This window comes from Novosphingobium sp. BL-A-28-Hi1-0D, from assembly GCF_055521755.1.
This window is the reverse complement of sequence record NZ_CM145502.1, coordinates 2,145,155-2,167,978: the sequence shown is the minus strand read 5'-3', so window position 1 is coordinate 2,167,978 and position 22,824 is coordinate 2,145,155. Positions and strand designations below refer to the sequence as shown.

Here is a 22,824-nt window from a genome sequence, read left to right as displayed (position 1 = left end):
AGGGCGCAGAGATGAGCGAATCCACCACCTTCCGGCGCGGCCTTGCGGCAGCCCTGATCGCCTACGTGATCTGGGGCCTGCTTCCGCTTTATTTCAAGGCCTTGCACGCCGTACCGCCGCTCGAACTGGTGGGCTGGCGCGTGGTATTCACGGTGCCGGTCTGCTGTGTGATCGTCTGGGCGCGGCGGCAATGGCCCGACGTGCGGGCGGCCATCGGCGACCGGCGAGTAATGGGCCTGCTGGCCTTGAGCGCTCTGCTGATCGGATCGAACTGGCTGATCTTCGTCATCGCGATCAACAACGGGCACGTTCTGGCGACGAGCCTTGGATACTACATCAATCCGCTGCTCAACGTGGTGCTCGGCACCGCTTTTCTGGGGGAACGGCTGACGCGCGTACAATGGGCGGCGGTCGCTCTGGCAGGGGCTGGAATCGCGCTGCTGCTGAGCGGAGCGGTGGACACGCTGGCCGTCGCGCTGTCGCTGGCGTTCTCGTTCGCGTTCTATGGCTTCGTGCGCAAGCAGGCTCCGGTGGGCGCTTTGCCGGGGCTGACGATCGAGACGGCCATGCTGTTCATACCCGCGGTGGTGGCAGTGGCCCTGGCAGGCAATTCTGCGCAAGGAAGCAGCCTTCTGGCGGGCGGCTACACCACGCCGCTAGTCATTGCTTCAGGCGTTGCAACAGCGATCCCGCTTCTGCTCTTTGCCATCGCCGCGCGCAGCCTGCCGCTTTCCACGCTGGGCTTCGTACAGTTTCTTTCGCCCACCCTGAGCTTCATCCTCGGGCTGACGGTGTTCGGCGAGTCGCTCGATGCGACCCGCCTCGCCTGCTTCGCGCTGATCTGGGCGGCGATTGCGCTCTATAGCTGGGACATGGCCAAGCGCGCCCGCGCGTGCCGTTAGGCCAGCCGCCAGTTCAGCGTTTCGCCTGCATGGAACGGCACGATCATCGTGCCGTTGCAGTCGACCACTTCGGGGACGGTGACCGGCGCCTTCTCCAGCGTGATCGTGCCTTCGTTGACCGGCATCCGGTAGAACGCGGGGCCGTTCAATGAGGCGAAGGCTTCAAACCGGTCGAGCGCGCCTTCCTCGTCGAACACGGTGACGTAGCTTTCGAGCGCGAAGGGGGCGTTGAAGATGCCAGCGCAGCCGCAGGCAGCTTCCTTGAGATGCTTGGCGTGGGGTGCGGTGTCGGTGCCGAGGAATACGCGCTCGCACGTGGACGTCGCCAGCTTTCGCAGGGCGAGACGGTGCTTTTCGCGCTTGGCTACGGGCAGGCAGAACGCATGCGGGCGGATGCCGCCGACGAGCATGGCGTTGCGGTTGATGTGGAGGTGCTGCGGGGTGATCGTTGCTGCGATGTTCGGACCTGCCCCTTCGACGAACTGCGCGGCTTCCTCGGTGGTGATGTGTTCGAACACAATGCGCAGCTCTGGCATATCGGCCACCAGCTTCGTCAGCGTGCGCTCAATGAACACGGCTTCGCGATCGAAGATGTCGACGTGGCTGTCGGTGACCTCGCCATGGATCAGCAGCGGCATGCCGATGCGCTGCATGACTTCGAGCACGGGGTAGATGTTACGGATGTCGGTCACACCGTGGGCCGATCCCGTGGTGGCGTGGGCGGGATAGAGCTTGGCGGCGACGAAGACGCCCTCGGCAAACCCGCGCTCGACTTCGGCGGTGTCGGTCGAATCGGTCAAGTACAGCGTCATCAGCGGGGTGAAGTCGGTGCCTTCGGGGAGCGCGGCAAGGATGCGGTCGCGATAGGCGGCAACGCCCGCAACGTCCGTCATCGGCGGGGACAGGTTGGGCATGACGATAGCGCGGGCGAACTGGCGGGCGGTGTAGGGGACGACGCCGACCAGCACGTCGCGGTCGCGCAAGTGGGTGTGCCAGTCATCGGGGCGGCGAATGGTGAGAGTCGTCGTGTCCATGGGCTTCCCCTTAGCGGCGGCGCTGCCTATCTACCAGCCATGACCAACACGCCTTCCCGTCTGTTCGACCGTGCCCTTGTCCGCCTTTCCCCGCTGGAACCGGGAGAGGACGTTGCGGGGTTTCTGCAGGGACTTGTTACCAATGACGTGAAGGGCGCGCTGCCGGTGTGGACTGCGCTGCTCAGCCCGCAAGGCAAGGTGCTGTTCGACTTCCTTGTCTGGCCGGACGGTGTCGACGCGCTCCTTATCGATTGCGAGGCGCAAGCGGCCGATGCGCTGGTCAAGCGGCTGACGTTGTACCGTCTGCGGCGCAAGATCGGAATCGAGCGCGTCGATGGGCTCGGCGTTTTCTGGGAAGCTCATCCGGGCGACGGCGGGGCGGGTGATCCGCGTCTGAGCGCGCTGGGCCAGCGCTGGATTGCACCGGTTTCAACGGATGACCAGCCCGCCGACGAGGCGTGGAAAGCGCATCGCCTGAAGCTTGGAGTGACCGAGGGTCAGGCAGAGCTTGGCAATGGCGAAGTGCTCTGGCTGGAATGCAACGCGGTGGACCTCAACGGCGTGAGCTTCACCAAGGGCTGTTATGTCGGGCAGGAGAACACCGCGCGAATGAACTGGCGTCAGAAGGTCAACCGCAGGTTGGTTGTGGTGCCGCTGGGCCGGTCAGACCCGGCGCGGCAGCGCGTGGCCTATCCGGAGCTTGGACTGGCCGTCGACCATCGCCGGGTGGAGGAAATCTCCGATGACCTCGTGCCCGGATGGATGGAGCTTACGGCGCCTGAGTAGCCTGCGTTGCAGCTATTCCTTCGATCAGCATCTGCTCGGCACGATCGCGCGCAGCGGTCCGCGGCAGTTCGAGGCCTTTGGCCAGCGGCCCGCCCATCAGCGCATCACCCAGGGCCATGAGCGTGAGCGCCAGCGTGGTGCTGCGCTGGGCGTCCGAACTGTATTCCTCGAGATCTATGACGAGATCGTGGATCGTATCAACGATCGGATCGAGCGCGTCTTCGTTGCCCGAGAGCAGCATCCATGAGGCGAGCGCGCCCGCGCCTTCACGGTCGAAAGCGTCGAACGTGAGGTCAACAACATCGCGCGGTTTGCCGATGCCGGAGCGACTGGCAATCACAGCATCGCGAATCGTGGCGCAGATGGTTTCGGCAAGGTGCTTGGCCAGCGCCTTTTGCAAACCCGCTGCCGAGCCGAAGTGATGCAGCAGGTTGGCGTGGGTCCTGCCGATCCGCCCCGCCACGGCCTTGAGCGTGACGGCCTGCGGACCGGTTTCCACCAGCAGGGCACGTGCAGCCTCGAGCGCGGCCATGCGGCTTTCTTCGGGCGGAAGCCTCTTCCTTATTGACATTGGTGTAAGCACGCCTAGATTGTCGTTCATGACCGCCATGACCCCCACGATCGCACTAGAGCGCGCCGCCACTTCCGGCAAGGCCGTGCCCACCCCTTCGGACCTGACGATCACCATACGCGACCGTCGCTTTGGCCGCAACGAGCCTGCGGGCCGCTGGTGGCTGAACAACGATCCAGTGGCGACGGCGTGGCACAACGCTCTCTCAGCCACCTTCCCGCGTGGCGAAGCCTTTTTCATCGAGGCAGTGAAGGCGCATCGCGATGGCGTGCCGCCCAAGCTGGAAGCAGAAATCCGCGCGTTCGTGCGGCAGGAGATCAACCACACGCGTGAGCACTTGGCGTTCAACCGCGCGGCGGAGAATGCAGGGTATGACATCGCCCGCATCGACAAGCGCGTCGAGGAAATGCTGGCGCTGACCAAGGATCGCCCGGTGATCCTCAACCTTGCCGCGACCATGGCGCTGGAACACTACACCGCGATGATGGCGCACGAGTTCCTTGCCAACCCTGCCCACTTTGCCGGAGCCGAACAGGAAGCCGCGGACATGTGGCGCTGGCATGCGATCGAGGAGATCGAGCACAAGGGTGTCGCCTACGACACCTGGTTGCACGCCACCCGCGACTGGAGCCGCTGGAAGCGCTGGAAGGTGAAAAGCCTGATGATGGTGGTGGTGACGAAGAACTTCATCACGCACCGTATCGAGGACACGCTCGACCTGCTCGCGCAGGACGGACTGACCGGCGCGAAGTGGAAGTGGAAGCTCGCCGCTTACCTGCTGTGGAAGCCGGGCGTGATCCGCCGCATCTTCCCGGCTTGGATCAGCTACTTCCTGCCGGGTTTCCACCCATGGCAGCACGATGATCGGGCGCTGATCGCCAAGTCGGACAGCGAGTTTCCCGATGCGGTGATGAAAGGCTGAGACAGCCCTCCTACAGTTCCAGCCGTCATCCCGGCGAAGGCCGGGATCCATGTGCTATCCTTAAACGCAATGGGCCCCGGCCTGCGCCGGGGCGACGAGAATTGGATGACGTAGGCGGATCAAGCCGCGCGTCGCATGGGCTCGAACCCGCCATCTTGTGGTCCGTCGCAATCGACCGGGGCCAGGAGGTCTATCGCGTGGACCAGTGCACTAACCGGTCCGCTCCGCGCGGGGCTCGAGATCTGGCGCACTTCTCCGGTCGAGCGGAAACCCGCCTTGGCGAGGACGCGGGCCGAGGCCGCGTTGTCGGCGAACGGCGTTGCGACCACGCGACGGTGCCCAAGAGAGCGCGCGAACGCGAGCACCGCGCGGACCGCTTCGGTGGCATAGCCCTGCCCCCAATGACGCCGACCGATCCAGTAGCCCAACTCCGTCTCATCGCCATAGCGTGCAAGGCCGACGCAACCGACCAGACGCGAGCCGTGCCCGCCCGGAAGCGTGATGAGGAAGTGCGGGTGCCTGCCTGCCTGTGGCAACGAGGCGAAGGTCTTGGCGTCCTCCGGCCCGTAGGGCCAGGGCGCGCGCGCAAGATTGCGCACGACCGCCTCGTCATCGATCAGGGCGTGGAGTTCGGCCCAGTCCTCGGGGAAGCCGGGCCGCAGGAACAGGCGTTCGCTGCGAATGAACATTGGAAATCTCCTTCGTCGGCCCCTCTGCCAGCGATCCCCTAAGCGGTTGACGTGACAGAGGTATTGCGCCCTGCGCCGGATCGGACGGGCTTTGCGTCCGAATGCGAGAGAGCGGGGTTGCGTCCGAGGGAGACGTGAAAAGAGGGAGACGGGCGGGGCCCTCTCCCTCTATCGGCCAGCGACTGAGCGCTGGCGGGGCCACCCCATCGGGATGGCCCTTTGTATGACCATCCGGTTATTCTGCCGCTTCGGCCTGCACGTCGACCGACACGTACTTGCGTCCAAGCTTGCCGGCATGGAAGCGTACGCGGCCTTCGCCGAGCGCGAACAAGGTGTGATCCTTGCCCATGCCGACGTTGGCGCCCGGGTACACGCGGGTGCCACGCTGGCGGATGATGATGTTGCCGCCGACCACTTCCTGGCCGCCGAACTTCTTGACGCCGAGGCGACGACCGGCTGAGTCGCGACCGTTGCGCGAAGAGCCGCCTGCTTTCTTGTGTGCCATCTCAGATTACTCCGAATTCCGTTTGCGCTCAGGCGACCGAGACGATGCGCAGCAGGGTCATCTGCTGGCGGTGACCGTTGCGGCGGCGATAATTGTGGCGACGGCGCTTCTTGAACACGATCACCTTCTCCGACTTCGCCTGAGCGATGATCTCTGCCGAGACAGTGATCTTCGCGGCGTCAGCCAGCGAATCGCCGTCACCGGCGAGGAGGACTTCACCCAGCGTGATCTTGTCGCCGGCTTCGCCTGCCAGCTTCTCGACCGCGATCTTGTCTCCGGCGGCGACCCGATACTGCTTGCCGCCCGTGCGCACGATTGCGAACATCGTTCTGTGTATCCGTTCCAAAAGCCTGCGGTTGCCCGAGGCGATTCCAAATGAGGCGCCCAACGCCTGCGAATCGCTGACTGAGGGCAACACACCGTTACCCCGCTGCGTGCAGGGTCCCGGAAAGAGTGGCGCGGATAGTCAAACGCGGGCCCCGTGTCAATGCGATCTTGGCGGACTCGCGGGCAAAATCAGGCACGCATGGACGGCCGAGCGCACTGGACGCTGGCGAGTGCTGCCAGCCATGCTATGGCGCAGCCATGGTCCGGCGCAATACAAACATCGTAACTGTCGCAACTCTCGGCTTCGCCCTGCTCGTCAGTGGCTGTGCCGACCGCGACCGGTTCCCCTCGCTCGCCCTCAGACCGGCAGAGACTGCCTACCGGGTGCCAACAGGCACCGCTCCTGCGCCGACGTCCCCTGCTGTCATGTCAGAAGGCATGGCCGCGCGTCTTGCAGGGCTGAGAGACAAGGCCGCCAAGGCCCACGCCACTTTCGAAGCTGCACGCGGATCGGCAACGCGGGCCGTGAGTGCTGCGCGCGGCGCTTCCAAAGGTAGCGAAAGCTGGTCGGTTGCCTCGGTTGAACTCGCGCGGCTCGAATCTGCGCGGGCGCAGGCAGGACTGCCGCTGGCCGAACTGGACCGGCTTGAGAACGAGGCGAGCAATCGCGCGGTCGATGGATCGGACGCAGACCTGAATGCCGTGCGCGAAGCGCGCCGCGAAGTGGAAGCGTTGGTCGAAAGCGAAACCAAGGTCATCGATTCGCTGCTGGGGCAGCTCGCCGGATAAGGAAAAGGGCGCCGCGCGGGGGATGCGCAGCGCCCTTCGGGGGGTAGGTTGTAACGGTCAGCGAACGGTGGCGACGATCACCGCAATTGCCATGCCCCAGACCGCGATCAGCACCGGCAGGATCAGCACCTGCGCCATGGCCGAATTTGCATCGAGCTTGCCCGAGAGGGTCTGGATGCCCTTGCGGCGGAAATCATACCAGCCCAGCGCATCGGGATGGCGGTCTGCGCCAAGCTTGGTCCAGACGGCGGGGATGCCAAAGGCGCAGGCGATGAACAGCACGAAGATCGTCATCGGAATGGCCAGTTCGCCATTGCCGAAAATCGAAGCCATCATCGCGATGAAGGCGAGATAGCCGCCAGCCGAGACGGCATAGAGCCCGCCGGGCAGGCCGAAGTTGCGGTCAACGACCGTCTGTTGCGGTTGGGCGACAATATCGGCGACCTGCTCGATCCGGTCGGAAGCGATGTGCATGCTCATGGACTGGGCTCCTTGTAACGGAGCCTTGATGCAGCACTGCCAAGGGGGATTCCTTGACGGGAATCAAACTGCGCGCGGATTCATGCCCGCCAGCGCGAAATATCTTCGTGATCCTCAGGCCGTGGTTCGACCCAGCGCCAGCCTGCCGCGGTCTTCTCGCGTTTCCAGAACCAGGATTCGCTCTTGAGGTGGTCCATCGCAAAATCGGCTGCAGCAAAGGCATCGCGACGATGGCGTGCGGCAGCACAGACCAGCACGATGGCATCGCCGGGATACATCATGCCGCTGCGATGCAGGATCAGCAGGCCCTCGAGAGGCCAGCGCATCTGCGTGACGCGAGCCAGTTCCTCCATCCCGGGCAAGGTCATCGGTTCATAGTGCTGGAGTTCCAACGCCTCGACCCCGCCCGAATCGCGGACCTGGCCAAGGAACATGACGATGCCGCCCGCGTAGCGGTGGCGCGCATTGAAAGCGGCGATCTCTGCCGCCGGATCGAACGCGTCGAGCGAAAGGCGGACGTCAGCCACCGCTGACCGGCGGAAGGAAGGCAAGTTCGTCACCCTCGGCAAGGACCACGCCGCCAACGTCGGTGAGCAGACGGCCATTGTGGGCCATGCGGACTTTTTCGCCCAGAAGCTGGACCGCGAGTGCGGGGTCGAGGGTGGCGAGCACCTGCTCGACCGGCCCCGGAGCAACGGACATCTCGGCCATCCCGGCCACGTCCTCGAGCCGTCCCATGAACACCAGCCTTGCCACGGTTCAGCCGCCCGTCGTCGACATGTGGCGCGAGACCGCAGGGGCCCCGCCGGGCTTGTCGATCACGAAGGAATGGCGCTCCTGCTTTTCGCCCATGGCGCGGGCAAAGCATTCTGACAGCGCGCCGTCGGGATCATCGGAACGTAGCGCAGCGCGCAAATCCACGCGGCCCTCGCCGCCGAGGCACATGTAGAGTTGGCCGGTGGCGGTGACGCGAACACGGTTGCAACCGGCACAGAAGTTGCCGGTGAGCGGAGTGATGAAGCCGAGGCGTCCGCCGGTTTCGGCGATGTCGACATAGCGCGCAGGACCGCCGGAACTTGCGCTGCTGTCTGTCAGAGTCCAGCTCTTTTCGAGATCACGGCGCACGGCATCAAGCGGGAGGTAATGATCGAACCGGTCACCCTCGACCTCGCCCAAAGGCATGACCTCGATCAGGGTCATGTCGTGCCCTGCCCCGTGCGCCCATTCGATCAGAGAGGGCAGTTCGGCCTCGTTGATGTCCTTCAGAGCGACGGCGTTGATCTTGACCTTGAGGCCCGCAGCCTTGGCAGCGGCAATGCCTTCGAGCACTTGCGGCAGCATGTCGCGGCGGGAAAGCTTGGCGAATGCATCGCGATCAAGCGTATCGAGCGAGATGTTGATCCGCTTCACCCCTGCCGCCGCCAGATCGTCGGCAAATTCGGCGAGGCGCGTGCCGTTGGTGGTCATGGTCAGCTCATCAAGCCCGTCCCCGAGCTTGCGGCCGAGCGCGCGGACCAGATCGATCATGTCGCGGCGGACGAGCGGTTCGCCGCCGGTCAGGCGGATCTTGCGGACGCCCCGGGCGATGAAGTGGAGCGAGAGGCGGTGCAACTCTTCCAGAGTCAGGACTTCTGCCTTGGGCAGGAACTCCATGCGTTCAGGCATGCAGTAGGCGCAGCGCAGATCGCAGCGGTCAGTCACCGAAAGACGGAGATAGGTGATCCGGCGGGCGAACCGGTCAATCAAGGGCGAAGGCGCTGTCACTTCTCTAGGTATACGAAGTCGCGTGCATAAGATTCAAGGGCTGCGCCTGCATCGACGAACAAAGTCTGCCCGGTAACCGATTTTGCAGCCGCAAGGTAATGGACAGCATCGGCGATTTCGTCCGCGCCGGGCAAGCGTTTGAGCGGCATGATCTCCTCCAGCCTGCGCCATTGCTCGGCATCGAAATCCGCCGTTGGCAGGATAAGGCCGGGGGCCACGCCATTGACACGCACCCTCGGAGCCATGGCCCTTGCCATTGTACGAACCGAGGCGTGCAGGGCCTGTTTGGACAACGTATAGCTGATCTGGTCGGGCACCGGGTTGAGCACACGCTGATCGAGGATGTTGACCACCGAACCGGTGCGTTCGCCCAAGGCCTCTGCGAATGCGCGCGTCAGCAGCAGGGGGGCAAACAGGTTGACGCGAAAATGCTGTTCGAGTTCCTCCGACGTGATCGTATCGGCACGGTCATCATGGAACAGCGAAGCGCAGTTCACCAGCAGGTCGGGCGAGCGGCCGGCAAGGGTGGTCACCTCGGCAAGCAGGCGCGGCGGATAGGCCGGATCTTCGAGATCACCCGATACCGGATGGACCACAGCGCCGAGCCATTCGAGCTGCGCCTTGAACTCTTGATCGAAAGTGGAGGCGCGATGGGCGTGGAGGGCAAGGTCCCAGCCTTCGGTCGCCAGCTTTCGGGCAATCGCTCCGCCAATTCGCCGCCAGCCGCCGGTTACCAGCGCGAGCGGCCGGAACAGCGGATCTGCCATCAGGCCTTCCTCTCGCGTTTCAGCGTAATGCCGATTTCCTCGCCGTTCTCGCTGATCGCCAGCTTCACGATCTTCACTTCAATCCACATCACCCGATCATCCTGCAGCATCAGCGTTTCGATGATGTGATCTGCCACGGCCTCGATCAGCTTGAAATGCACCCCCTTGGGCAAACCTTCGGTGGCTGCGAACTTGAGGTCCATGTAATTCTTGCTGGCCGTGAGCGGGCAATCAGGGGTGTACTGGTCCTGTTGCTTGAGCCCGACACGCATCGTGATGCGCAGCGGCTGTGGGCGGCCGGTCTCTTCCGAATAGATCCCGGTGAGGACATCGGTTTCGAGATTGGCGACTTCGAGGATCAGGCTGTCGGACATGGGATGCGCTCTTTGGCACCGGCGCAGGCTCAAGTCCATTGCGCCTGGGGGATTTCAGTTTTTCCAGCGAGCGAAGATCGCCGTGGGCAGGTGACGTCCGCCCTCGCCCTGCTCGCGGATGCAAAGGTCGCCGTGTTCGATCGTTCCGGGCAAGTCCTTCAGCGCTTCGGCCAGCAGCCCGGCAATGGCCAGCGAGGACATTCGCACGGCATAGACGGTGAGGAACAGGAAGCGGCTGTCGGCATCAAGCAGATTTGCGCAATCGACAACGAGGCCGGGGAGGCTTTCCTCAAGCCGCCAGACTTCACCATCGGGCCCGCGGCCGAACTTGGGCGGATCGAGGATAATGCCGTCGTAGCGGCGTCCGCGGCGGACTTCGCGGGCGGTGAACTTGGCGGCATCGTCGACGATCCAGCGGACCGGGCGCTCGGCCATTCCCGAAAGCTGGGCGTTGGCGCGGGCCTGCGCGACGGACTTCTTCGATGCATCGACGTGCGTGACGGGGCCGTATTCGGACAAAGCCAGCGTGCCGACGCCGGTGTAGCCGAACAGGTTCAGGGTCTGCGCTTCCGCTTTTCCTTCAAGGCGTTCGCCCATCCAGTCCCACACCGGGGCCATATCCGGAAAGAAGCCAAGATGGCGGAAGGGAGTACAAGAGGCGGTGAAGCGGACGTCGTTCCAGCCAAGCTCCCAGCCATCGCGGGGTACGGGCCGGTCAAATTGCCAGCGCCCGCCGCCGTCCTCGTCGGAACCGGGAACGAACTCGGCATCGGCGCGCCAATCGGCCGTCCGCGGAGTCCACATCGCCTGCGGTTCGGGGCGGATGAAACGATGCGGGCCGTATTGCTCCAGCTTTCGGCCATGACCAGAGTCGAGCAGGACGAAGTCCGCCCAGCCCTCACCGACCATCAGCTTGGGCTGAAGATCGAGATCAGCCATGTTTGAGCGTCGCGCGCTCGGCAACGTAGGCGGCGACTGCGTCGTACTCGCCGGGGAGGCGGTCGTAGCGCTCCTCGCGTTCGAACAGGTCTCCCACTCGCGACGGCAGGCCGGGGCGCACGCCGGTGGCGCGCTCGACCGCATCGACGAACTTTGCCGGGTGTGCGGTCGCAAGCGTGACAATGGGGACGCCTGCCGGGATGCCCTCGGCAACACGCGCGGCGTGAAGGCCGATGGCGGTGTGCGGGTCCAGCACTTCGCCGCAGGCCTCGTAAGCCCAGCGCATGGCATTGGCCATCTGTCCGGCATCCGCGCGCTCGGAGGTGAACAGTTCTGCCGCCGATTCGCGCTGCTGGTTGGTCAGCTGCATCGCCTTGGTGGCTTCGAAGTGCTTCATCTGCCCGGCCATCGCCGAACCATCGCGACCGCAGCCGTCGAACAGCAGGCGTTCGAAGTTCGAGGAGACCTGAATGTCCATCGAAGGCGCGGCGGTGGGCGTGACGGTGCTGGCCGAATAGTCGCCAGTCGAAAGCGCGCGATGGAGGATGTCGTTGACGTTGGTGGCAACGATCAGCCGCTCGATCGGCAGGCCCATCTTGGCCGCGACATAGCCTGCGAACACGTCACCGAAGTTGCCGGTGGGGACCGAGAACGCAACCTTGCGCTGCGGCGCGCCAAGCTGGAGCGCGGCGTAGAAGTAATAGACCACCTGCGCCATGAGGCGGGCCCAGTTGATCGAGTTTACCGCAGCGATGCCGAAACGGCTTGTCATCGCGCTGTCGTTGAACATGCGCTTCACCATCGCCTGGGCGTCGTCGAAGCTGCCGTCGATGGCGATGTTGTGGACGTTGGGCGCGATGACCGTGGTCATCTGGCGGCGCTGCACGTCGGACACGCGGCCATGTGGGTGGAGCATGAAGATGTCGACCTTGGCGCGACCGGCGACCGCGTCGATGGCGGCAGAGCCTGTGTCGCCCGAGGTGGCACCGACGATGGTGATGTGATCGTCACCACGCGCGAGGAATTCCTCGAACAGCAGGCCGAGCAACTGGAGCGCGACGTCCTTGAACGCGAGAGTGGGGCCGTGGAAGAGTTCGAGCACCCACTGGGTTTCATCGAGCTGCTTGAGCGGCACTACGGCGGCGTGGGCGAAGCGGCCATAGGCCTGCTCGCACAATTCGAGCAGGCGTTCCGGCGTCAGGCAATCGCCCACGAAGGGCTGCATGATCGTCTGCGCCAGCTTGGCGTAGGGCAGCCCGGCCATCGCGGCGATCTCGTCCGCGCTGAACTGCGGCCAGGTCTCGGGCACGTAAAGACCGCCATCGGAAGCGAGGCCTGCGAGCGTGACGCCCTGGAAATCGAGCGAGGGTGCCTGCCCCCGGGTGCTGACGTACTTCATGGGTTTGCGCGGTTAGCGGCCATGGGGGCAAAGGGCAAGGATTCAGGCGTCAACCGCGCTCGCGCCAACGCTTGCGCAGGGCGAGCACGTAGATGACGAGTGCAACGCCTGCGAAAAAGAACCATTGCACGGCATAGGCGAGATGGTTGTTGGGGATGTCGTTGGGGTCGGGCCTGGCACTGGCGGTGAAACCAGGAGCGGGCGGATCGGCGATGAGGCGGGCAGTGCCGCCGATATAGGGTGCGATCAGGCCGCTGACCTTGCCGCCCTTCCAGTCAGGATGCTGCGGCCCTTGGGTCCAGCCTGCCTGAACATAGGCCGTGCGATTGCCGTCAATGCCGCACATCACGATGTGGACGTAGCCAGCCTCATCACTCGTGTTGCGACCGGAGATCGAGTTCCATTGCGAGGTGAAGCGGCAATCGACCGTGGCACGGCGAAACAGCACGGCTTCCACTTCCTCCGGGTTTGCCGAGGGGAACGAGGCCTCCACCGAATCGCTCATCGCGGTGGCATAATGCGCGAGCAGGTTCTGCTTCCTCTGGAGGCGCTCAAGCTGCCAGACGCCAAGCCCGATCATCGTCAGGACGGCAGCGATGACGATGACAGTGGAAACGATCGGCACGCGCCGCATTACAGCAGTCCTTCTCTGTCGAGTCGCGCGAACAGCGCCACTGTCTTGGCGAAGCGCAGCGCGCCGGTCACCACAATTGGCACTACGACGCCCCAAAGGGCTATCAATGCCCAGATCGGTAGCTGGATCAAATCATCAAGCTTCAATGCCGCCAGAACCAGCAAGATCGTGACCGGCAGTACGACGACGTACATGCCGCGTCCGCGTGGTTCATGACGCTCGAATTCAAGCGCGCAAGAGCCGCATTGCTCTGCCAGTGCGGCAGGCCCTGCCCACAGCCCCTTGGCGCCGCAGCGCGGGCACAAACCGAAAAGGGCAGCCTGGGTAATTCCCGGCTGCCCCTTCGTTTTCTGGCTTTCGCCGTCTGGCATCAGTGGATCTTGTAGCCCCAGCCGCCCCACACGTAGATGGCGACAAACAGGAACAGCCACACCACGTCGACGAAGTGCCAGTACCACGCGGCCGCTTCGAAACCGAAGTGCTGGCGCGGGGTGAAGTGGCCCTTGTATGCGCGGATCAGGCAAACGACCAGGAAGACCGTGCCGACAATCACGTGGAAGCCATGGAACCCGGTGGCCATGTAAAAGGCCGAGCCATAGGTGTTGGTGCCGAAGGCAAACGGTGCGTGCGCATACTCGTAAGCCTGGATCATCGAGAACACGGCGCCGAGGATGATCGTGGCCCACAGGCCCTTCTTGAGGCCTTCACGGTCACCATGGATCAGCGCGTGGTGCGCCCAGGTGAGCGTCGTGCCCGAGCAGAGCAGGATCAGCGTATTGAGCAGCGGCAGGTCGAACGGGTCCATGACCGCCTCGATCGCCTTGGGCGGCCACTGGCCACCGACCACTTCGGCCAGCGTCGAAGGAAACAGCGAGAAGTCGAAGAAGGCCCAGAACCAGCCGACGAAGAACATCACTTCCGAAGCGATGAACAGGATCATGCCGTAGCGCTGGTGAAGCTGAACGACCGGGGTGTGGTCGCCTGCGTGGGCTTCCTTGATGATCTTGCCGAACCACGAGAAGAACGTGACGATCACGCCCAGCAGGCCTGCGAAGAACACGGCATGGCCACCGGCCATCTTGTGCATGTAGAGCACGCCGCCGCTGGTCATCGTCAGCGCCGAGATGGCACCGATGAAGGGCCACACGTCGGGCGGAAGGATATGATAATCGTGGTTCTTTGCGCCGGCCATGATCGCCTCAATTCCCCCAGTCAGTCTGGTCGTAATGGCTAGCCCGCAGCAGGACGCTTCGGGCGCAGTTCACTTAGGCCTTTATCGCCGCACTTGCGCGCGGTCCAGAGGCTTTTCTGCCAAGAGAGCGATAGGCTTGCCCTCAGCAGAATTGCGGGCTTGCGCCGCGCTTTCCGGGGTCTCGTTGAACGTATAGCTCAACGTGATCTCCTCGATGTTGTTCGCGCCCGGATCGTCGAGAATCGCCGGATCCACATAATAGATCACTGGCATGCGCACGTCCTGACCCGGCGTCAGCTTCTGCTGGGTGAAGCAGAAGCACTGAATCTTGTTGAAATACTTGCCTGCCTGTTCGGGCGAGACGTTGAAGATCGCCGTGCCGGTGATCGGGCGGCCGGAAAGGTTCCGGGCCTCGAATGTCGCGATCTTGCGTTCACCGATGCGCAGGTCTTGCGTGACCTGCTGCGGCTTGAACATCCACGGAAGGCCGGGCGCGGTATTTGCGTCAAAGCGGACGCGGATCATCTTGCCTGCAACTTTCACGCCCGCGAGCTTTTCCGCATCTGCGCGCTGGGTTGTGCCACCGTAGCCGGTGACCTGACAGAACAGGCGATAAAGCGGCACCGAGGCGTAGCCTAGGCCAAGCATGGCCAGCGCCCCACCGGCCGCGATCAGGGCGACCTTGCGATTCTTCCGCGCATCCGGCGCGAGCATCGTCGCCATGTCAGTGGTTCCCCGTCACCTGCGCGGCGATTTTCACGATGGAGATCGCGAAGAAAAGGATCGCGAGCGAGCCGAGCACGATGCCCATGACCTTGTTGCGGCTGCGCTGCCGGGCCCGATAGAGCTCGGATTCTTCCTTGGAGAGATGCACGTGATCGAGGGGGTCGTTCATCATTGCCAGCCTTGGACAGTGGCAAGCCGGTCCCCCGCCAGCATGCCGAAAAGGACGAAAAGGTACAGGATCGAGTATCCGAACAGCCGCTTCTCCGGCAGCATCTTGTCGTCCGGACCTGTCTCGCGAAGCCCGACCTTGATCGAGAGCAGCACGAAGACCAGACCCAGCACCAGCGCGGAAACGCCATAGACCCAGCCCGTGCCGCCGATCCACCAAGGTGCGAGCGTGACTGGCAGAAGGAACAGCGCGTAGATCAGGATCTGGCGGCGGGTTGACTTCTCACCCGCCACCACTGGCATCATCGGGATGCCGACCTTGGCGTAATCGATCTGCACGAACAGGGCTAGTGCCCAGAAGTGTGGTGGCGTCCACATGAAGATGATCAGGAACAGCAGCACCGGCATCAGCGTGATGTCGCCCGTGACTGCTACCCAGCCGATCAGAGGCGGAAACGCCCCTGCCCCGCCACCGATCACGATGTTCTGCGGTGTGCGCGGCTTTAGCCAGACCGTGTAGATCCAGGCGTAGTAGAAGATCGAGAAAGCGAGAATCGCAGCAGCGAGCCAGTTCACGCCCAGCCCCATGATCACGATCGAAGCGCCAGACAGCGCAAAGCCGAAGTCACGGGCCGATGTGGGGTCCATGCGACCCGACGGAAGCGGACGCTTGGAGGTACGCTTCATCCCCGCATCGAGATCGGCTTCCCACCACATGTTGAGCGCGGCCGCGCCACCGGCACCGATGGCGATGCACAGGATGGCGGTGAAGGCGAGGACGGGGTGTATCTCGCCCGGAGCGGCAAGAAGGCCGCACAGGCCGCTGAAGATGACGAGCGTCATCACGCGCGGCTTGGTCAGCGCGAAGAAATCGCGCCACTCCGCGGGCAGGGCTACGGTCGAGCCAAGGGGGGGTGCAGAATCCATGATTGGCCGCGCCTATACGCGCAGCGGACGTTCATGGAAAGCGAAAGGGGACGAGGCGAGCCGACACCCAAAAGGGCTGTCCCTGCAGCAATGCAGCGGCAACGAAAAAGGCCCCCGGATCGTGCTCCGGAGGCCCTTTCGTGTCTCAGCCCTTGGGCCAACGACTGGCTCAGTGTGCGTGAGCTACGTCGTCGATCACCGGCAGGGTTTCGAACTGGTGGAACGGCGGGGGCGAGGACAGGGTCCACTCCAGCGTCGTCGCACCTTCGCCCCAGTAGTTGGCTTCAGCCTTCTTGCCCGCAAGGAAGGCGTAGAGGATGTTGATGAAGAAGATCACGATCGAGACGGCCATGATGACGTAGCCGATCGAAGCGATCTTGTTCCAGTACGAGTAGGCCATTGCGTAGTCGGGATAGCGACGCGGCATGCCCTGGACCCCGAGGAAGTGCATCGGGAAGAAGATCAGATTCACGCCGACGAAGAAGATCCAGAACTGCAGGTGGCTCAGGAACTCGGAGTGCATGCGGCCGCTCATCTTCGGGAACCAGTAGAAGAACCCGGCGAAAAGCGAGGTCACCGCGCCCAGCGACAGCACGTAGTGGAAGTGCGCGACCACGTAGTAGGTGTCGTGCAGGTTATCGTCCACGCCGCCGTTCGCCAGCACAACGCCGGTGACGCCGCCCACGGTGAACAGGAAGATGAAGCCGATTGCCCATACCATCGGCGACTTGAACTCGAGGCTGCCGCCCCACATCGTCGCGATCCACGAGAAGATCTTGATGCCGGTCGGCACCGCGATGACCATGGTTGCGGCGGTGAAGTACATCTTTGTGTTCACGTCGAGGCCGGTGGTGTACATGTGGTGTGCCCACACGATGAACCCGACCACGCCGATCGCGACCATGGCGTAGGCCATGCCGAGGTAGCCGAACACCGGCTTCTTCGAGAAGGTCGAGATGATCTGGCTGATGATGCCGAAGCCCGGCAGAATCATGATGTACACTTCGGGGTGGCCGAAGAACCAGAACAGGTGCTGATAGAGAACCGGATCACCACCGCCGGCAGGATCGAAGAACGTCGTGCCGAAGTTACGGTCGGTCAGCAGCATGGTGATGGCGGCGGCCAGAACCGGCAGTGCCAGCAGCAGCAGGAACGCGGTGACCAGCACCGACCATACGAACAGTGGCATCTTGTGCAGGGTCATACCCGGCGCGCGCATATTGAAGATGGTGGTGATGAAGTTGATCGCGCCCAGGATCGAGCCAGCGCCCGAAAGGTGGAGCGAGAAGATCGCGAAGTCGACAGCAGGACCGACCGAACCCGAAGTGGAGAGCGGTGCGTAGACCGTCCAGCCCGTACCAGCGCCAATACCGGTGCCACCCGGCATGAAAGCCGAGAGCATGAGGGAGCAGAAGCCCACGAACGTCAGCCAGAACGAGACGTTGTTCATGCGCGGGAAGGCCATGTCCGGCGCGCCGATCATGATCGGAACGAACCAGTTCCCGAAGCCGCCGATGATCGCGGGCATGACCATGAAGAACACCATGATCAGGCCGTGCGCGGTGATCAGCACGTTCCACATGTGGAGCGTCTGGTTGAAATCGGCAGCATTGCCGCCGACGAAGTTGGTCCACCAGCCGAGGTACTGGATACCCGGCTCGGCCAGTTCGGCGCGCATGATGCCCGACACGGCTCCGCCGATGATCCCCGCGAAGATCGCGAAAATCAGATAGAGCGTACCGATGTCCTTGTGGTTGGTGGACATGAACCAGCGGGCAAAGAAGCCCGGCTTGTGGTCATGATCGTGGTCGTGCGCATCGTGATGCGCATCGAAACCTTCGTTTGCGGGAATGGTGGCCATCTCGGTCAAACCTTGTCCATGAACTTCGCGTCAGGCGGCAGGGGCGGCAGGAGCCGCACCCACGGTGCCGCCGGGCTGGGTCTTCACCCAGGCCTCGAACTTGTCGCGCGGCAGGGCTTCCACCGCGATCGGCATATAGCCATGACGGGCGCCGCACAGCTCGGAACACTGGCCGTAATAGAGGCCCGGCTCCTTGATGAAGAGCACCTTCTCGTTGATACGGCCCGGAACGGCGTCGAGCTTGAACCACAGCGACGGCACGGCAAAGGCGTGGATCACGTCCGAACCGATGGTCTGGATGCGGATCGGCTCGCCAACGGGAACGACCATGCGATTGTCGACCGCGAGGTGGCCCGGCTCACCGGCCTTGAGCGCATCTTCTTCCGACAGCATGTTCGAAATGACTTCGAAACCGCCGTTATCGGGATAAGTGTAGCCCCAGTACCACTGGTACCCGGTAACCTTGACCGTGACCGCACCCTTAGGAGCAGGCTCGTATTGATGAGCGAGCAGCCTGATCGACGGAACAGCGATGACCACAAGGATCAGCACCGGAACCAGCGTCCAGACGACTTCAATCAGCGTGTTGTGGCTGGTCTTGGAAGCGACCGGGTTCGCACGCTTGTTGAAGCGGGCAGCCACAATCACCAGAAGGATCAGCACGAAGATCGAGATCGCGACGATGATCGGCATGAGGATCACGTCGTGCATCCACAGCGCCTGTTCGCCAGTCGGCGAGTACTGGTCCTGGAAGGTCCAGCCCTTGTCCACCGGCTGACCCTTGCCGGGCGTCGGCTTCATCGGGGAGTAGTACCCCTTGTCAACCGGAGCGGCTTCGGCAGCGGCGGCAGGAGCCGCAGCAGCGGTAGCAGGCGCGGCGGCAGCAACGGCTGCCGAATCGCTGGCTACAGCCGCAGGCGCCTCAGCAGCAGCCGGCGTAGCCGGTGCAGCAGCCATCGCCTGAGCTCCGAAAGTCAGCGCAGCAGCGACGCCAAGGGTCCGGCCAAATGTCCGGAAAGCTTTGCCCATGGAACGGGCGGTATCGGCAAGACTCATCGTCAAAGTTTCCGCTTTTTCCCTGTTTGCGCGCTTGTTGCGCTGCATCAGGAAGGTGCTCTCGCCCCTTCCCTAAGTCCCTCGATTGGAGCGGCCTATACGCGTAGCTGTCACAAGCCTCAAGCCGCAGAACGCATATTTTTCATGGGGCTTCCATGGCCATTCGGGCAAGGCGGTAACACTCGGTTACACATGGGTTCGAAAAGGGTTGCCCCGGGCGCGGGCAAGGGCCATTTGCGGTGCATTGCAGCAGTATTTCAGGCAGAACGATGCTCGAAGACGAGATCCTTTCCGAATTCCGCGCCAGCCAAGCCCTGCTCGAGGGACACTTCCTCCTCTCATCGGGCCGGCACAGCGCACATTATCTTCAGTGCGCGCGCGTCCTGATGGACCCGATGCGCGCATCGCGCCTTGCTGCGGCAACCGCACAGAAGATTCCGCGCGAGCTTCGCCAGCAGATCCAGAAGGTCGTGGCGCCAGCGATGGGCGGCGTGATCATCGGCCATGAGATGGGTCGCGCGCTCGGAGTCGAGGCGATGTTCGTCGAGCGTCCCACTGGCACGTTCGAGCTGCGCCGCGGGTTTTCGCTCAACCCGGGCGAGAAGGTGCTGATGGTCGAAGACGTGGTCACCACCGGGCTTTCCAGCCGCGAGGCGATCAAGGCGATCGAGGAAGCTGGCGGCGTGGTGATTGCGGCTGCGTCTCTGGTCGACCGTACGGCAGGCAGCGTCGATCTCGGCGTGCCCTTCTTCCCGCTCGTCGCGCTGAACTTCCCGACTTACGCACCAGACGAGTTGCCGCCCGAACTCGCGGCGACTGAAGCGGTAAAGCCAGGCAGCCGGGCCAAGCCCTGATGAACGTGCTTGTACCGGGCCGCCTCCGCCTCGGCGTCAATATTGATCACGTGGCGACGATCCGCAACGCGCGCGGCGGGGATCATCCCGATCCCGTGCGCGCGGCGGAGATCGTTGCCAGCGTCGGCGGAGACGGCATCACTGCACATTTGCGCGAAGATCGCCGACACATCCGCGACGAGGACCTTGCGCGGATTCAGGCGGCAACCAACCTGCCGTTGAACCTCGAAATGGCGGCGACGGACGAGATGGTCGAGATAGCGCTGCGTCACAAGCCGCATGCCGCCTGCATCGTGCCCGAACGGCGCGAGGAACGCACCACCGAAGGCGGGCTGGACGCTGCAGGCCAGCATAACCGACTCGCACCGATCGTTTCGCGCCTCAGAGATGCAGGCATCCGCGTCAGCCTGTTCATCGCCCCCGAAGCGCGCCAGATCGAAGCTGCAATGAAGCTCGGCGCGCCAGTGGTTGAACTCCACACTGGTGAATACGCCCACGCGGATGGCGAGCAGCGCGCAGTGGAACTCAGGCGGATTGCAGATATGGCCGCACTCGCTGCTCGCAATGGGATCGAGCCGCATGCAGGCCATGGGCTGACTTATGAAAACGTTCAGCCGATTGCAGCGATACCGCAGCTCGCGGAGCTGAACATAGGGCATTACCTTATAGGCGAGGCGATCTTCGTCGGGCTGGAGAGCGCGGTCCGGAGGATGCGCGACCTGATGGATGAGGCTCGGTGAAGGCGATCGCATGATCATCGCCATCGGCTCTGACCTCTGCAACATTGAACGCATCCAGAACTCGCTGGATCGCTTCGGCGAGCGGTTCATCAACCGCGTATTCACCGATGTGGAAAAGGCGAAAGCCGCGCGCCGCCCGTATACCATGGCCGGAACGCTGGCGAAGCGGTTTGCAGCCAAGGAAGCTTTCTCCAAGGCGGTTGGAACCGGGTTCAAAGCCGGGGTGTTCATGAAAGACATCGGGGTGGTCAACGCCAAGTCCGGTGCGCCCACTCTCGCGCTGACCGGCGGTGCAGCAGCCCGCCTTGCCGCCATCACGCCCGAGGGATACCAAGCCGTTGTCCACCTTACACTGACCGACGATCATCCCTGGGCACAGGCCTTCGTGGTGATCGAGGCCCGCCCCCTTCCTGAAAAGCTCGACGCTTGACCGAACAGCCGTCCGACCATTCGCCCGAACAGGTCTCCCCTCCCCCACCCCCGCCCGGCGGCGTGGATTGGTGGGCCGAGATTCGAGGGCTCTTCCTAATGCTGCTAGCAGTGGTCACCTTCCACAGCCTGATAGCGAAGCCCTTCTACATCCCGTCGATCTCGATGATGCCCAACCTGCTGGTGGGCGACCGGCTGATCGTCTCGAAGTATCCCTATGGATGGTCGTGGGTCTCGGCCTCGTTCCACGTCCTGCCGCGCGGGCAGGAGCGAATTCTGCCGCGGACGCCGGAGTACGGCGACATCGTCATCGCGGTTCCACCTGACCGTGATGAGGACTACATCAAGCGCGTTGTGGCTCTTCCCGGAGACCGAATCGCGGTGATCCACGGCCAGATCATCCTAAACGGCAAGCTCGTGCCGCAGCAGGCGGAGCCACCGGTACAGATTCCGGCGGACCCGCAACTGAGCTGCGATGGCGCGCCTTGCTACGACATGTTCGAACGCTACCAGACGCGGCTTGCCGATGGGCGCGAAGTCTATGAGTTGCCCGCCTTTCGCGAGACATTGCCCAACGGCGCGAGCTACGTGATCATCGATCACATGGACCAGATGCTGGACAACTATCCGGAAACGCGCGTGCCTGAAGGCCATGTCTTCCTGATGGGCGACAACCGTGACCATTCGGCAGACAGCCGTGCTCCGATCGAGGAACGGGGACTCGGCGGACCGGTGCCGCTTGCCAATGTCGGCGGGCGAGCGGAATTCGTCACGTTCTCGCTCGATGGCAGCGAAAACTGGAACCCGGCGACGTGGTGGCCTGCCTTGCGCGACGGCCGTGCGTGGACCAGACTGCGGCCTGAAATTCGGCGCCAGCCTCTACCCGATGGCAAAACAGGGGAGCCTTGAAACGCATGGACGAGACGAGCCCGGCAACGAGTACCGGCCCGACCGACATCACTGACGATCTGGTCCGCCGCGAGGCCAAGAAAGCCACGGTCTGGCTCGGAATCGCCGGGTTGTTTGCTCTGGCAGTGATGCTCGCTCAGCCGATCATGGTGATCATCGGCGGCGTGGTCTTTGCAGCAATGATTGATGGTGGGCAGCGCTTGATTGCGCGCGCCGCACCTTGGCTGCCGCGCGGTGTGCGGATCACCCTCGTCCTTCTTGGTGCTTTCGCCTTCCTTATCTGGCTTGTCATCTTTGCCGGCGGGCAGATCGCGGAGCAGGCCGCACAGTTGCCCCAAGTGATCCAGACCCAGATCAGCAATCTCACGCTTTGGGCGCAAGGCCACGGCATTTCCATGCAAAGCTTCGATCTGCAAGGCATTGCCAGTCAGGTGCTGGGCAGCGTCGGGCAGGTGACGCGGGCATTGGGGGGTATCTTTGGCGGCTTCACCACAGCTTTCCTGATCTTCATCCTCTCGATCTACTTCGTGCTGGAGCCGGACTTGTACCGGCGCGGCGTGGCCTGGCTGCTGCCGGAAGACAGCCGCGAGCAATGGGAAGGCACCGCACTGCGCATGGGCAAGTCGCTGCGCATGCTGCTGTTCGGACGACTCATTGGCATGGCTGTCGAAGGCGTGGCCACCTGGGCACTGCTTGCGTGGTGGGGCGTGCCGATGGCGGCACTGCTGGGCCTGCTGACCGGGCTGCTGGCGTTCCTGCCCAACATCGGCGCACCGATCTCGGGTGCGCTGATGATCATGGTCGGCTTCTCTGGCGGGACGGAGATGGGTCTGTTCTGCATCGCGGTCTACGTGATCGTGCAGACGGTCGATGGAAACATCATCGTGCCGATGGTGGCCAAGCGTACTGCCGATCTTGCACCTGCGCTGGTCTTGGGAGCACAGCTCATGTTCGGGTTGCTGTTCGGCATCCTCGGCCTGATGCTTGCCGACCCGATCGTTGCCATGCTCAAGATCGCACTTGAGCGGCAGGCAGAGCGCAACGACGCAAAGCGCAATCCAGCCTGAAAGTCCGCTACTG

General features: G+C 63.4%; 30 protein-coding genes. 9 read left to right on the top strand and 21 right to left on the bottom strand.

The window, feature by feature from the left end; genetic code table 11:
- The first annotated feature begins 11 nt into the window (after positions 1-11).
- Entirely contained in the window at positions 12-902 is an 891-nt protein-coding gene (gene rarD / locus ACZ1JW_RS10660) for an EamA family transporter RarD (RefSeq protein WP_465123579.1), read from the top strand.
- Here rarD and pyrC read toward each other — a convergent pair.
- Positions 899-1,936 (bottom strand): dihydroorotase, encoded by a 1,038-nt coding sequence (gene pyrC, locus ACZ1JW_RS10655; protein ID WP_465123580.1) that lies wholly within the window; start codon positions 1,934-1,936, stop codon positions 899-901. The genes rarD and pyrC overlap by 4 nt on opposite strands.
- Before the next feature lie 39 nt (positions 1,937-1,975).
- Here pyrC and ygfZ point away from each other — a divergent pair, with 39 nt between their 5' ends.
- Positions 1,976-2,722, top strand: coding sequence for a CAF17-like 4Fe-4S cluster assembly/insertion protein YgfZ (gene ygfZ, locus ACZ1JW_RS10650; protein WP_465140541.1), 747 nt, complete (start codon positions 1,976-1,978; stop codon positions 2,720-2,722).
- Here ygfZ and ACZ1JW_RS10645 read toward each other — a convergent pair.
- Positions 2,706-3,293, bottom strand: a complete 588-nt coding sequence (locus ACZ1JW_RS10645; RefSeq protein WP_465140540.1) for a TetR/AcrR family transcriptional regulator — start codon at positions 3,291-3,293, stop codon at positions 2,706-2,708. The two genes, ygfZ and ACZ1JW_RS10645, sit on opposite strands and share 17 nt — an antisense overlap.
- Before the next feature lie 37 nt (positions 3,294-3,330).
- On the opposite strand from ACZ1JW_RS10645, the gene ACZ1JW_RS10640 reads away from it, so the two are divergent.
- On the top strand, positions 3,331-4,215 hold the full coding sequence (locus ACZ1JW_RS10640; protein WP_465142764.1) for a metal-dependent hydrolase: 885 nt from the start codon (positions 3,331-3,333) through the stop codon (positions 4,213-4,215).
- A gap of 119 nt (positions 4,216-4,334) precedes the next feature.
- Here the strand turns inward: ACZ1JW_RS10640 and ACZ1JW_RS10635 are convergent, their stop codons facing one another.
- The 3 genes from ACZ1JW_RS10635 to rplU form a co-directional block, all read right to left on the bottom strand.
- Entirely contained in the window at positions 4,335-4,904 is a 570-nt protein-coding gene (locus tag ACZ1JW_RS10635; protein WP_465140539.1) for a GNAT family N-acetyltransferase, read from the bottom strand.
- A 235-nt stretch (positions 4,905-5,139) separates the two neighbouring features.
- Positions 5,140-5,409 (bottom strand): 50S ribosomal protein L27, encoded by a 270-nt coding sequence (rpmA, locus tag ACZ1JW_RS10630; protein ID WP_465123584.1) that lies wholly within the window; start codon positions 5,407-5,409, stop codon positions 5,140-5,142.
- 28 nt (positions 5,410-5,437) lie between these two features.
- Complete coding sequence (rplU, locus tag ACZ1JW_RS10625; protein ID WP_465123585.1) at positions 5,438-5,734, bottom strand: 50S ribosomal protein L21; 297 nt, start codon at positions 5,732-5,734, stop codon at positions 5,438-5,440.
- A 260-nt stretch (positions 5,735-5,994) separates the two neighbouring features.
- Here rplU and ACZ1JW_RS10620 point away from each other — a divergent pair, with 260 nt between their 5' ends.
- Positions 5,995-6,525, top strand: coding sequence for a hypothetical protein (locus ACZ1JW_RS10620; protein ID WP_465123586.1), 531 nt, complete (start codon positions 5,995-5,997; stop codon positions 6,523-6,525).
- Positions 6,526-6,582: 57 nt separating this feature from the next.
- On the opposite strand, the gene ACZ1JW_RS10615 is transcribed toward ACZ1JW_RS10620, so the two are convergent.
- From ACZ1JW_RS10615 to coxB, 16 genes are all read right to left on the bottom strand, one after another.
- Positions 6,583-7,005: a hypothetical protein gene (locus ACZ1JW_RS10615; protein ID WP_465140538.1), complete on the bottom strand. Its 423-nt coding sequence runs from the start codon at positions 7,003-7,005 to the stop codon at positions 6,583-6,585.
- Between the two features lie 80 nt (positions 7,006-7,085).
- Entirely contained in the window at positions 7,086-7,532 is a 447-nt protein-coding gene (locus tag ACZ1JW_RS10610; RefSeq protein ID WP_465140537.1) for a molybdenum cofactor biosynthesis protein MoaE, read from the bottom strand.
- Positions 7,525-7,761, bottom strand: a complete 237-nt coding sequence (locus ACZ1JW_RS10605) for a MoaD/ThiS family protein (protein WP_465123589.1) — start codon at positions 7,759-7,761, stop codon at positions 7,525-7,527. The genes ACZ1JW_RS10610 and ACZ1JW_RS10605 overlap by 8 nt, the downstream gene beginning before the upstream one ends.
- 3 nt (positions 7,762-7,764) lie before the next feature.
- Positions 7,765-8,769 carry a GTP 3',8-cyclase MoaA gene (gene moaA, locus ACZ1JW_RS10600; protein ID WP_465140536.1) on the bottom strand — a complete coding sequence of 335 codons (1,005 nt, stop codon included), beginning with the start codon at positions 8,767-8,769 and terminating at the stop codon, positions 7,765-7,767.
- Positions 8,766-9,536, bottom strand: coding sequence for an SDR family oxidoreductase (locus tag ACZ1JW_RS10595; protein ID WP_465140535.1), 771 nt, complete (start codon positions 9,534-9,536; stop codon positions 8,766-8,768). The genes moaA and ACZ1JW_RS10595 overlap by 4 nt, the downstream gene beginning before the upstream one ends.
- Positions 9,536-9,910 carry a dihydroneopterin aldolase gene (locus ACZ1JW_RS10590; protein ID WP_465140534.1) on the bottom strand — a complete coding sequence of 125 codons (375 nt, stop codon included), beginning with the start codon at positions 9,908-9,910 and terminating at the stop codon, positions 9,536-9,538. Before ACZ1JW_RS10590 ends, ACZ1JW_RS10595 begins: the two co-directional genes overlap by 1 nt.
- A gap of 54 nt (positions 9,911-9,964) precedes the next feature.
- Complete coding sequence (locus ACZ1JW_RS10585) at positions 9,965-10,849, bottom strand: class I SAM-dependent methyltransferase (protein WP_465123593.1); 885 nt, start codon at positions 10,847-10,849, stop codon at positions 9,965-9,967.
- Positions 10,842-12,248 (bottom strand): threonine synthase, encoded by a 1,407-nt coding sequence (gene thrC, locus ACZ1JW_RS10580; protein WP_465140533.1) that lies wholly within the window; start codon positions 12,246-12,248, stop codon positions 10,842-10,844. The genes ACZ1JW_RS10585 and thrC overlap by 8 nt, the downstream gene beginning before the upstream one ends.
- A 49-nt stretch (positions 12,249-12,297) precedes the next feature.
- Positions 12,298-12,882, bottom strand: coding sequence for an SURF1 family protein (locus tag ACZ1JW_RS10575; RefSeq protein ID WP_465140532.1), 585 nt, complete (start codon positions 12,880-12,882; stop codon positions 12,298-12,300).
- Positions 12,882-13,253: a DUF983 domain-containing protein gene (locus tag ACZ1JW_RS10570; RefSeq protein ID WP_465140531.1), complete on the bottom strand. Its 372-nt coding sequence runs from the start codon at positions 13,251-13,253 to the stop codon at positions 12,882-12,884. The genes ACZ1JW_RS10575 and ACZ1JW_RS10570 overlap by 1 nt, the downstream gene beginning before the upstream one ends.
- Entirely contained in the window at positions 13,253-14,074 is an 822-nt protein-coding gene (locus ACZ1JW_RS10565) for a cytochrome c oxidase subunit 3 (protein ID WP_465140530.1), read from the bottom strand. Before ACZ1JW_RS10565 ends, ACZ1JW_RS10570 begins: the two co-directional genes overlap by 1 nt.
- Before the next feature lie 81 nt (positions 14,075-14,155).
- Positions 14,156-14,797 (bottom strand): cytochrome c oxidase assembly protein, encoded by a 642-nt coding sequence (locus ACZ1JW_RS10560; RefSeq protein ID WP_465123598.1) that lies wholly within the window; start codon positions 14,795-14,797, stop codon positions 14,156-14,158.
- A gap of 1 nt (position 14,798) precedes the next feature.
- A complete protein-coding gene (locus ACZ1JW_RS10555; protein WP_465123599.1) occupies positions 14,799-14,972 on the bottom strand; it encodes a hypothetical protein in 174 nt (57 codons plus the stop codon).
- A complete protein-coding gene (locus ACZ1JW_RS10550; protein ID WP_465140529.1) occupies positions 14,969-15,895 on the bottom strand; it encodes a heme o synthase in 927 nt (308 codons plus the stop codon). The genes ACZ1JW_RS10555 and ACZ1JW_RS10550 overlap by 4 nt, the downstream gene beginning before the upstream one ends.
- A 169-nt stretch (positions 15,896-16,064) precedes the next feature.
- Positions 16,065-17,756, bottom strand: a complete 1,692-nt coding sequence (gene ctaD, locus ACZ1JW_RS10545; RefSeq protein WP_465123601.1) for a cytochrome c oxidase subunit I — start codon at positions 17,754-17,756, stop codon at positions 16,065-16,067.
- A gap of 30 nt (positions 17,757-17,786) precedes the next feature.
- A complete protein-coding gene (gene coxB / locus ACZ1JW_RS10540; RefSeq protein WP_465140528.1) occupies positions 17,787-18,785 on the bottom strand; it encodes a cytochrome c oxidase subunit II in 999 nt (332 codons plus the stop codon).
- 296 nt (positions 18,786-19,081) lie between these two features.
- Here coxB and pyrE point away from each other — a divergent pair, with 296 nt between their 5' ends.
- Genes pyrE through ACZ1JW_RS10515 form a run of 5 tightly spaced genes read left to right on the top strand, consistent with a single transcriptional unit; the run spans position 19,082 to position 22,811 of the window.
- Positions 19,082-19,666, top strand: a complete 585-nt coding sequence (gene pyrE / locus ACZ1JW_RS10535) for an orotate phosphoribosyltransferase (RefSeq protein ID WP_465140527.1) — start codon at positions 19,082-19,084, stop codon at positions 19,664-19,666.
- Positions 19,666-20,406: a pyridoxine 5'-phosphate synthase gene (locus tag ACZ1JW_RS10530; RefSeq protein ID WP_465140526.1), complete on the top strand. Its 741-nt coding sequence runs from the start codon at positions 19,666-19,668 to the stop codon at positions 20,404-20,406. The genes pyrE and ACZ1JW_RS10530 overlap by 1 nt, the downstream gene beginning before the upstream one ends.
- A gap of 10 nt (positions 20,407-20,416) precedes the next feature.
- Positions 20,417-20,836, top strand: a complete 420-nt coding sequence (gene acpS, locus ACZ1JW_RS10525) for a holo-ACP synthase (RefSeq protein ID WP_465142763.1) — start codon at positions 20,417-20,419, stop codon at positions 20,834-20,836.
- Positions 20,833-21,744 carry a signal peptidase I gene (lepB, locus tag ACZ1JW_RS10520; protein ID WP_465123605.1) on the top strand — a complete coding sequence of 304 codons (912 nt, stop codon included), beginning with the start codon at positions 20,833-20,835 and terminating at the stop codon, positions 21,742-21,744. The genes acpS and lepB overlap by 4 nt, the downstream gene beginning before the upstream one ends.
- A gap of 5 nt (positions 21,745-21,749) precedes the next feature.
- Entirely contained in the window at positions 21,750-22,811 is a 1,062-nt protein-coding gene (locus ACZ1JW_RS10515; RefSeq protein ID WP_465123606.1) for an AI-2E family transporter, read from the top strand.
- Positions 22,812-22,824 lie beyond the last annotated feature (13 nt).

What these genes read in the sequence shown, in the direction of transcription:
- rplU (WP_465123585.1), bottom strand. Translation starts at nt 5,734, where the DNA reads ATGTTCGCAATCGTGCGCACGGGCGGCAAGCAGTATCGGGTCGCCGCC.
- ACZ1JW_RS10515 (WP_465123606.1), top strand. Translation starts at nt 21,750, where the DNA reads ATGGACGAGACGAGCCCGGCAACGAGTACCGGCCCGACCGACATCACT.
- pyrE (WP_465140527.1), top strand. Translation starts at nt 19,082, where the DNA reads ATGCTCGAAGACGAGATCCTTTCCGAATTCCGCGCCAGCCAAGCCCTG.
- ctaD (WP_465123601.1), bottom strand. Translation starts at nt 17,756, where the DNA reads ATGGCCACCATTCCCGCAAACGAAGGTTTCGATGCGCATCACGATGCG.
- ACZ1JW_RS10575 (WP_465140532.1), bottom strand. Translation starts at nt 12,882, where the DNA reads ATGCGGCGCGTGCCGATCGTTTCCACTGTCATCGTCATCGCTGCCGTC.
- coxB (WP_465140528.1), bottom strand. Translation starts at nt 18,785, where the DNA reads ATGGGCAAAGCTTTCCGGACATTTGGCCGGACCCTTGGCGTCGCTGCT.
- ACZ1JW_RS10635 (WP_465140539.1), bottom strand. Translation starts at nt 4,904, where the DNA reads ATGTTCATTCGCAGCGAACGCCTGTTCCTGCGGCCCGGCTTCCCCGAG.
- ACZ1JW_RS10570 (WP_465140531.1), bottom strand. Translation starts at nt 13,253, where the DNA reads ATGCCAGACGGCGAAAGCCAGAAAACGAAGGGGCAGCCGGGAATTACC.
- ACZ1JW_RS10560 (WP_465123598.1), bottom strand. Translation starts at nt 14,797, where the DNA reads ATGGCGACGATGCTCGCGCCGGATGCGCGGAAGAATCGCAAGGTCGCC.
- acpS (WP_465142763.1), top strand. Translation starts at nt 20,417, where the DNA reads ATGATCATCGCCATCGGCTCTGACCTCTGCAACATTGAACGCATCCAG.
- pyrC (WP_465123580.1), bottom strand. Translation starts at nt 1,936, where the DNA reads ATGGACACGACGACTCTCACCATTCGCCGCCCCGATGACTGGCACACC.
- ACZ1JW_RS10590 (WP_465140534.1), bottom strand. Translation starts at nt 9,910, where the DNA reads ATGTCCGACAGCCTGATCCTCGAAGTCGCCAATCTCGAAACCGATGTC.
- ACZ1JW_RS10645 (WP_465140540.1), bottom strand. Translation starts at nt 3,293, where the DNA reads ATGTCAATAAGGAAGAGGCTTCCGCCCGAAGAAAGCCGCATGGCCGCG.
- rpmA (WP_465123584.1), bottom strand. Translation starts at nt 5,409, where the DNA reads ATGGCACACAAGAAAGCAGGCGGCTCTTCGCGCAACGGTCGCGACTCA.
- ACZ1JW_RS10550 (WP_465140529.1), bottom strand. Translation starts at nt 15,895, where the DNA reads ATGGATTCTGCACCCCCCCTTGGCTCGACCGTAGCCCTGCCCGCGGAG.
- ACZ1JW_RS10640 (WP_465142764.1), top strand. Translation starts at nt 3,331, where the DNA reads ATGACCCCCACGATCGCACTAGAGCGCGCCGCCACTTCCGGCAAGGCC.
- ygfZ (WP_465140541.1), top strand. Translation starts at nt 1,976, where the DNA reads ATGACCAACACGCCTTCCCGTCTGTTCGACCGTGCCCTTGTCCGCCTT.
- ACZ1JW_RS10595 (WP_465140535.1), bottom strand. Translation starts at nt 9,536, where the DNA reads ATGGCAGATCCGCTGTTCCGGCCGCTCGCGCTGGTAACCGGCGGCTGG.
- ACZ1JW_RS10530 (WP_465140526.1), top strand. Translation starts at nt 19,666, where the DNA reads ATGAACGTGCTTGTACCGGGCCGCCTCCGCCTCGGCGTCAATATTGAT.
- ACZ1JW_RS10565 (WP_465140530.1), bottom strand. Translation starts at nt 14,074, where the DNA reads ATGGCCGGCGCAAAGAACCACGATTATCATATCCTTCCGCCCGACGTG.
- ACZ1JW_RS10620 (WP_465123586.1), top strand. Translation starts at nt 5,995, where the DNA reads ATGGTCCGGCGCAATACAAACATCGTAACTGTCGCAACTCTCGGCTTC.
- thrC (WP_465140533.1), bottom strand. Translation starts at nt 12,248, where the DNA reads ATGAAGTACGTCAGCACCCGGGGGCAGGCACCCTCGCTCGATTTCCAG.
- ACZ1JW_RS10615 (WP_465140538.1), bottom strand. Translation starts at nt 7,005, where the DNA reads ATGAGCATGCACATCGCTTCCGACCGGATCGAGCAGGTCGCCGATATT.
- ACZ1JW_RS10555 (WP_465123599.1), bottom strand. Translation starts at nt 14,972, where the DNA reads ATGATGAACGACCCCCTCGATCACGTGCATCTCTCCAAGGAAGAATCC.
- rarD (WP_465123579.1), top strand. Translation starts at nt 12, where the DNA reads ATGAGCGAATCCACCACCTTCCGGCGCGGCCTTGCGGCAGCCCTGATC.
- ACZ1JW_RS10585 (WP_465123593.1), bottom strand. Translation starts at nt 10,849, where the DNA reads ATGGCTGATCTCGATCTTCAGCCCAAGCTGATGGTCGGTGAGGGCTGG.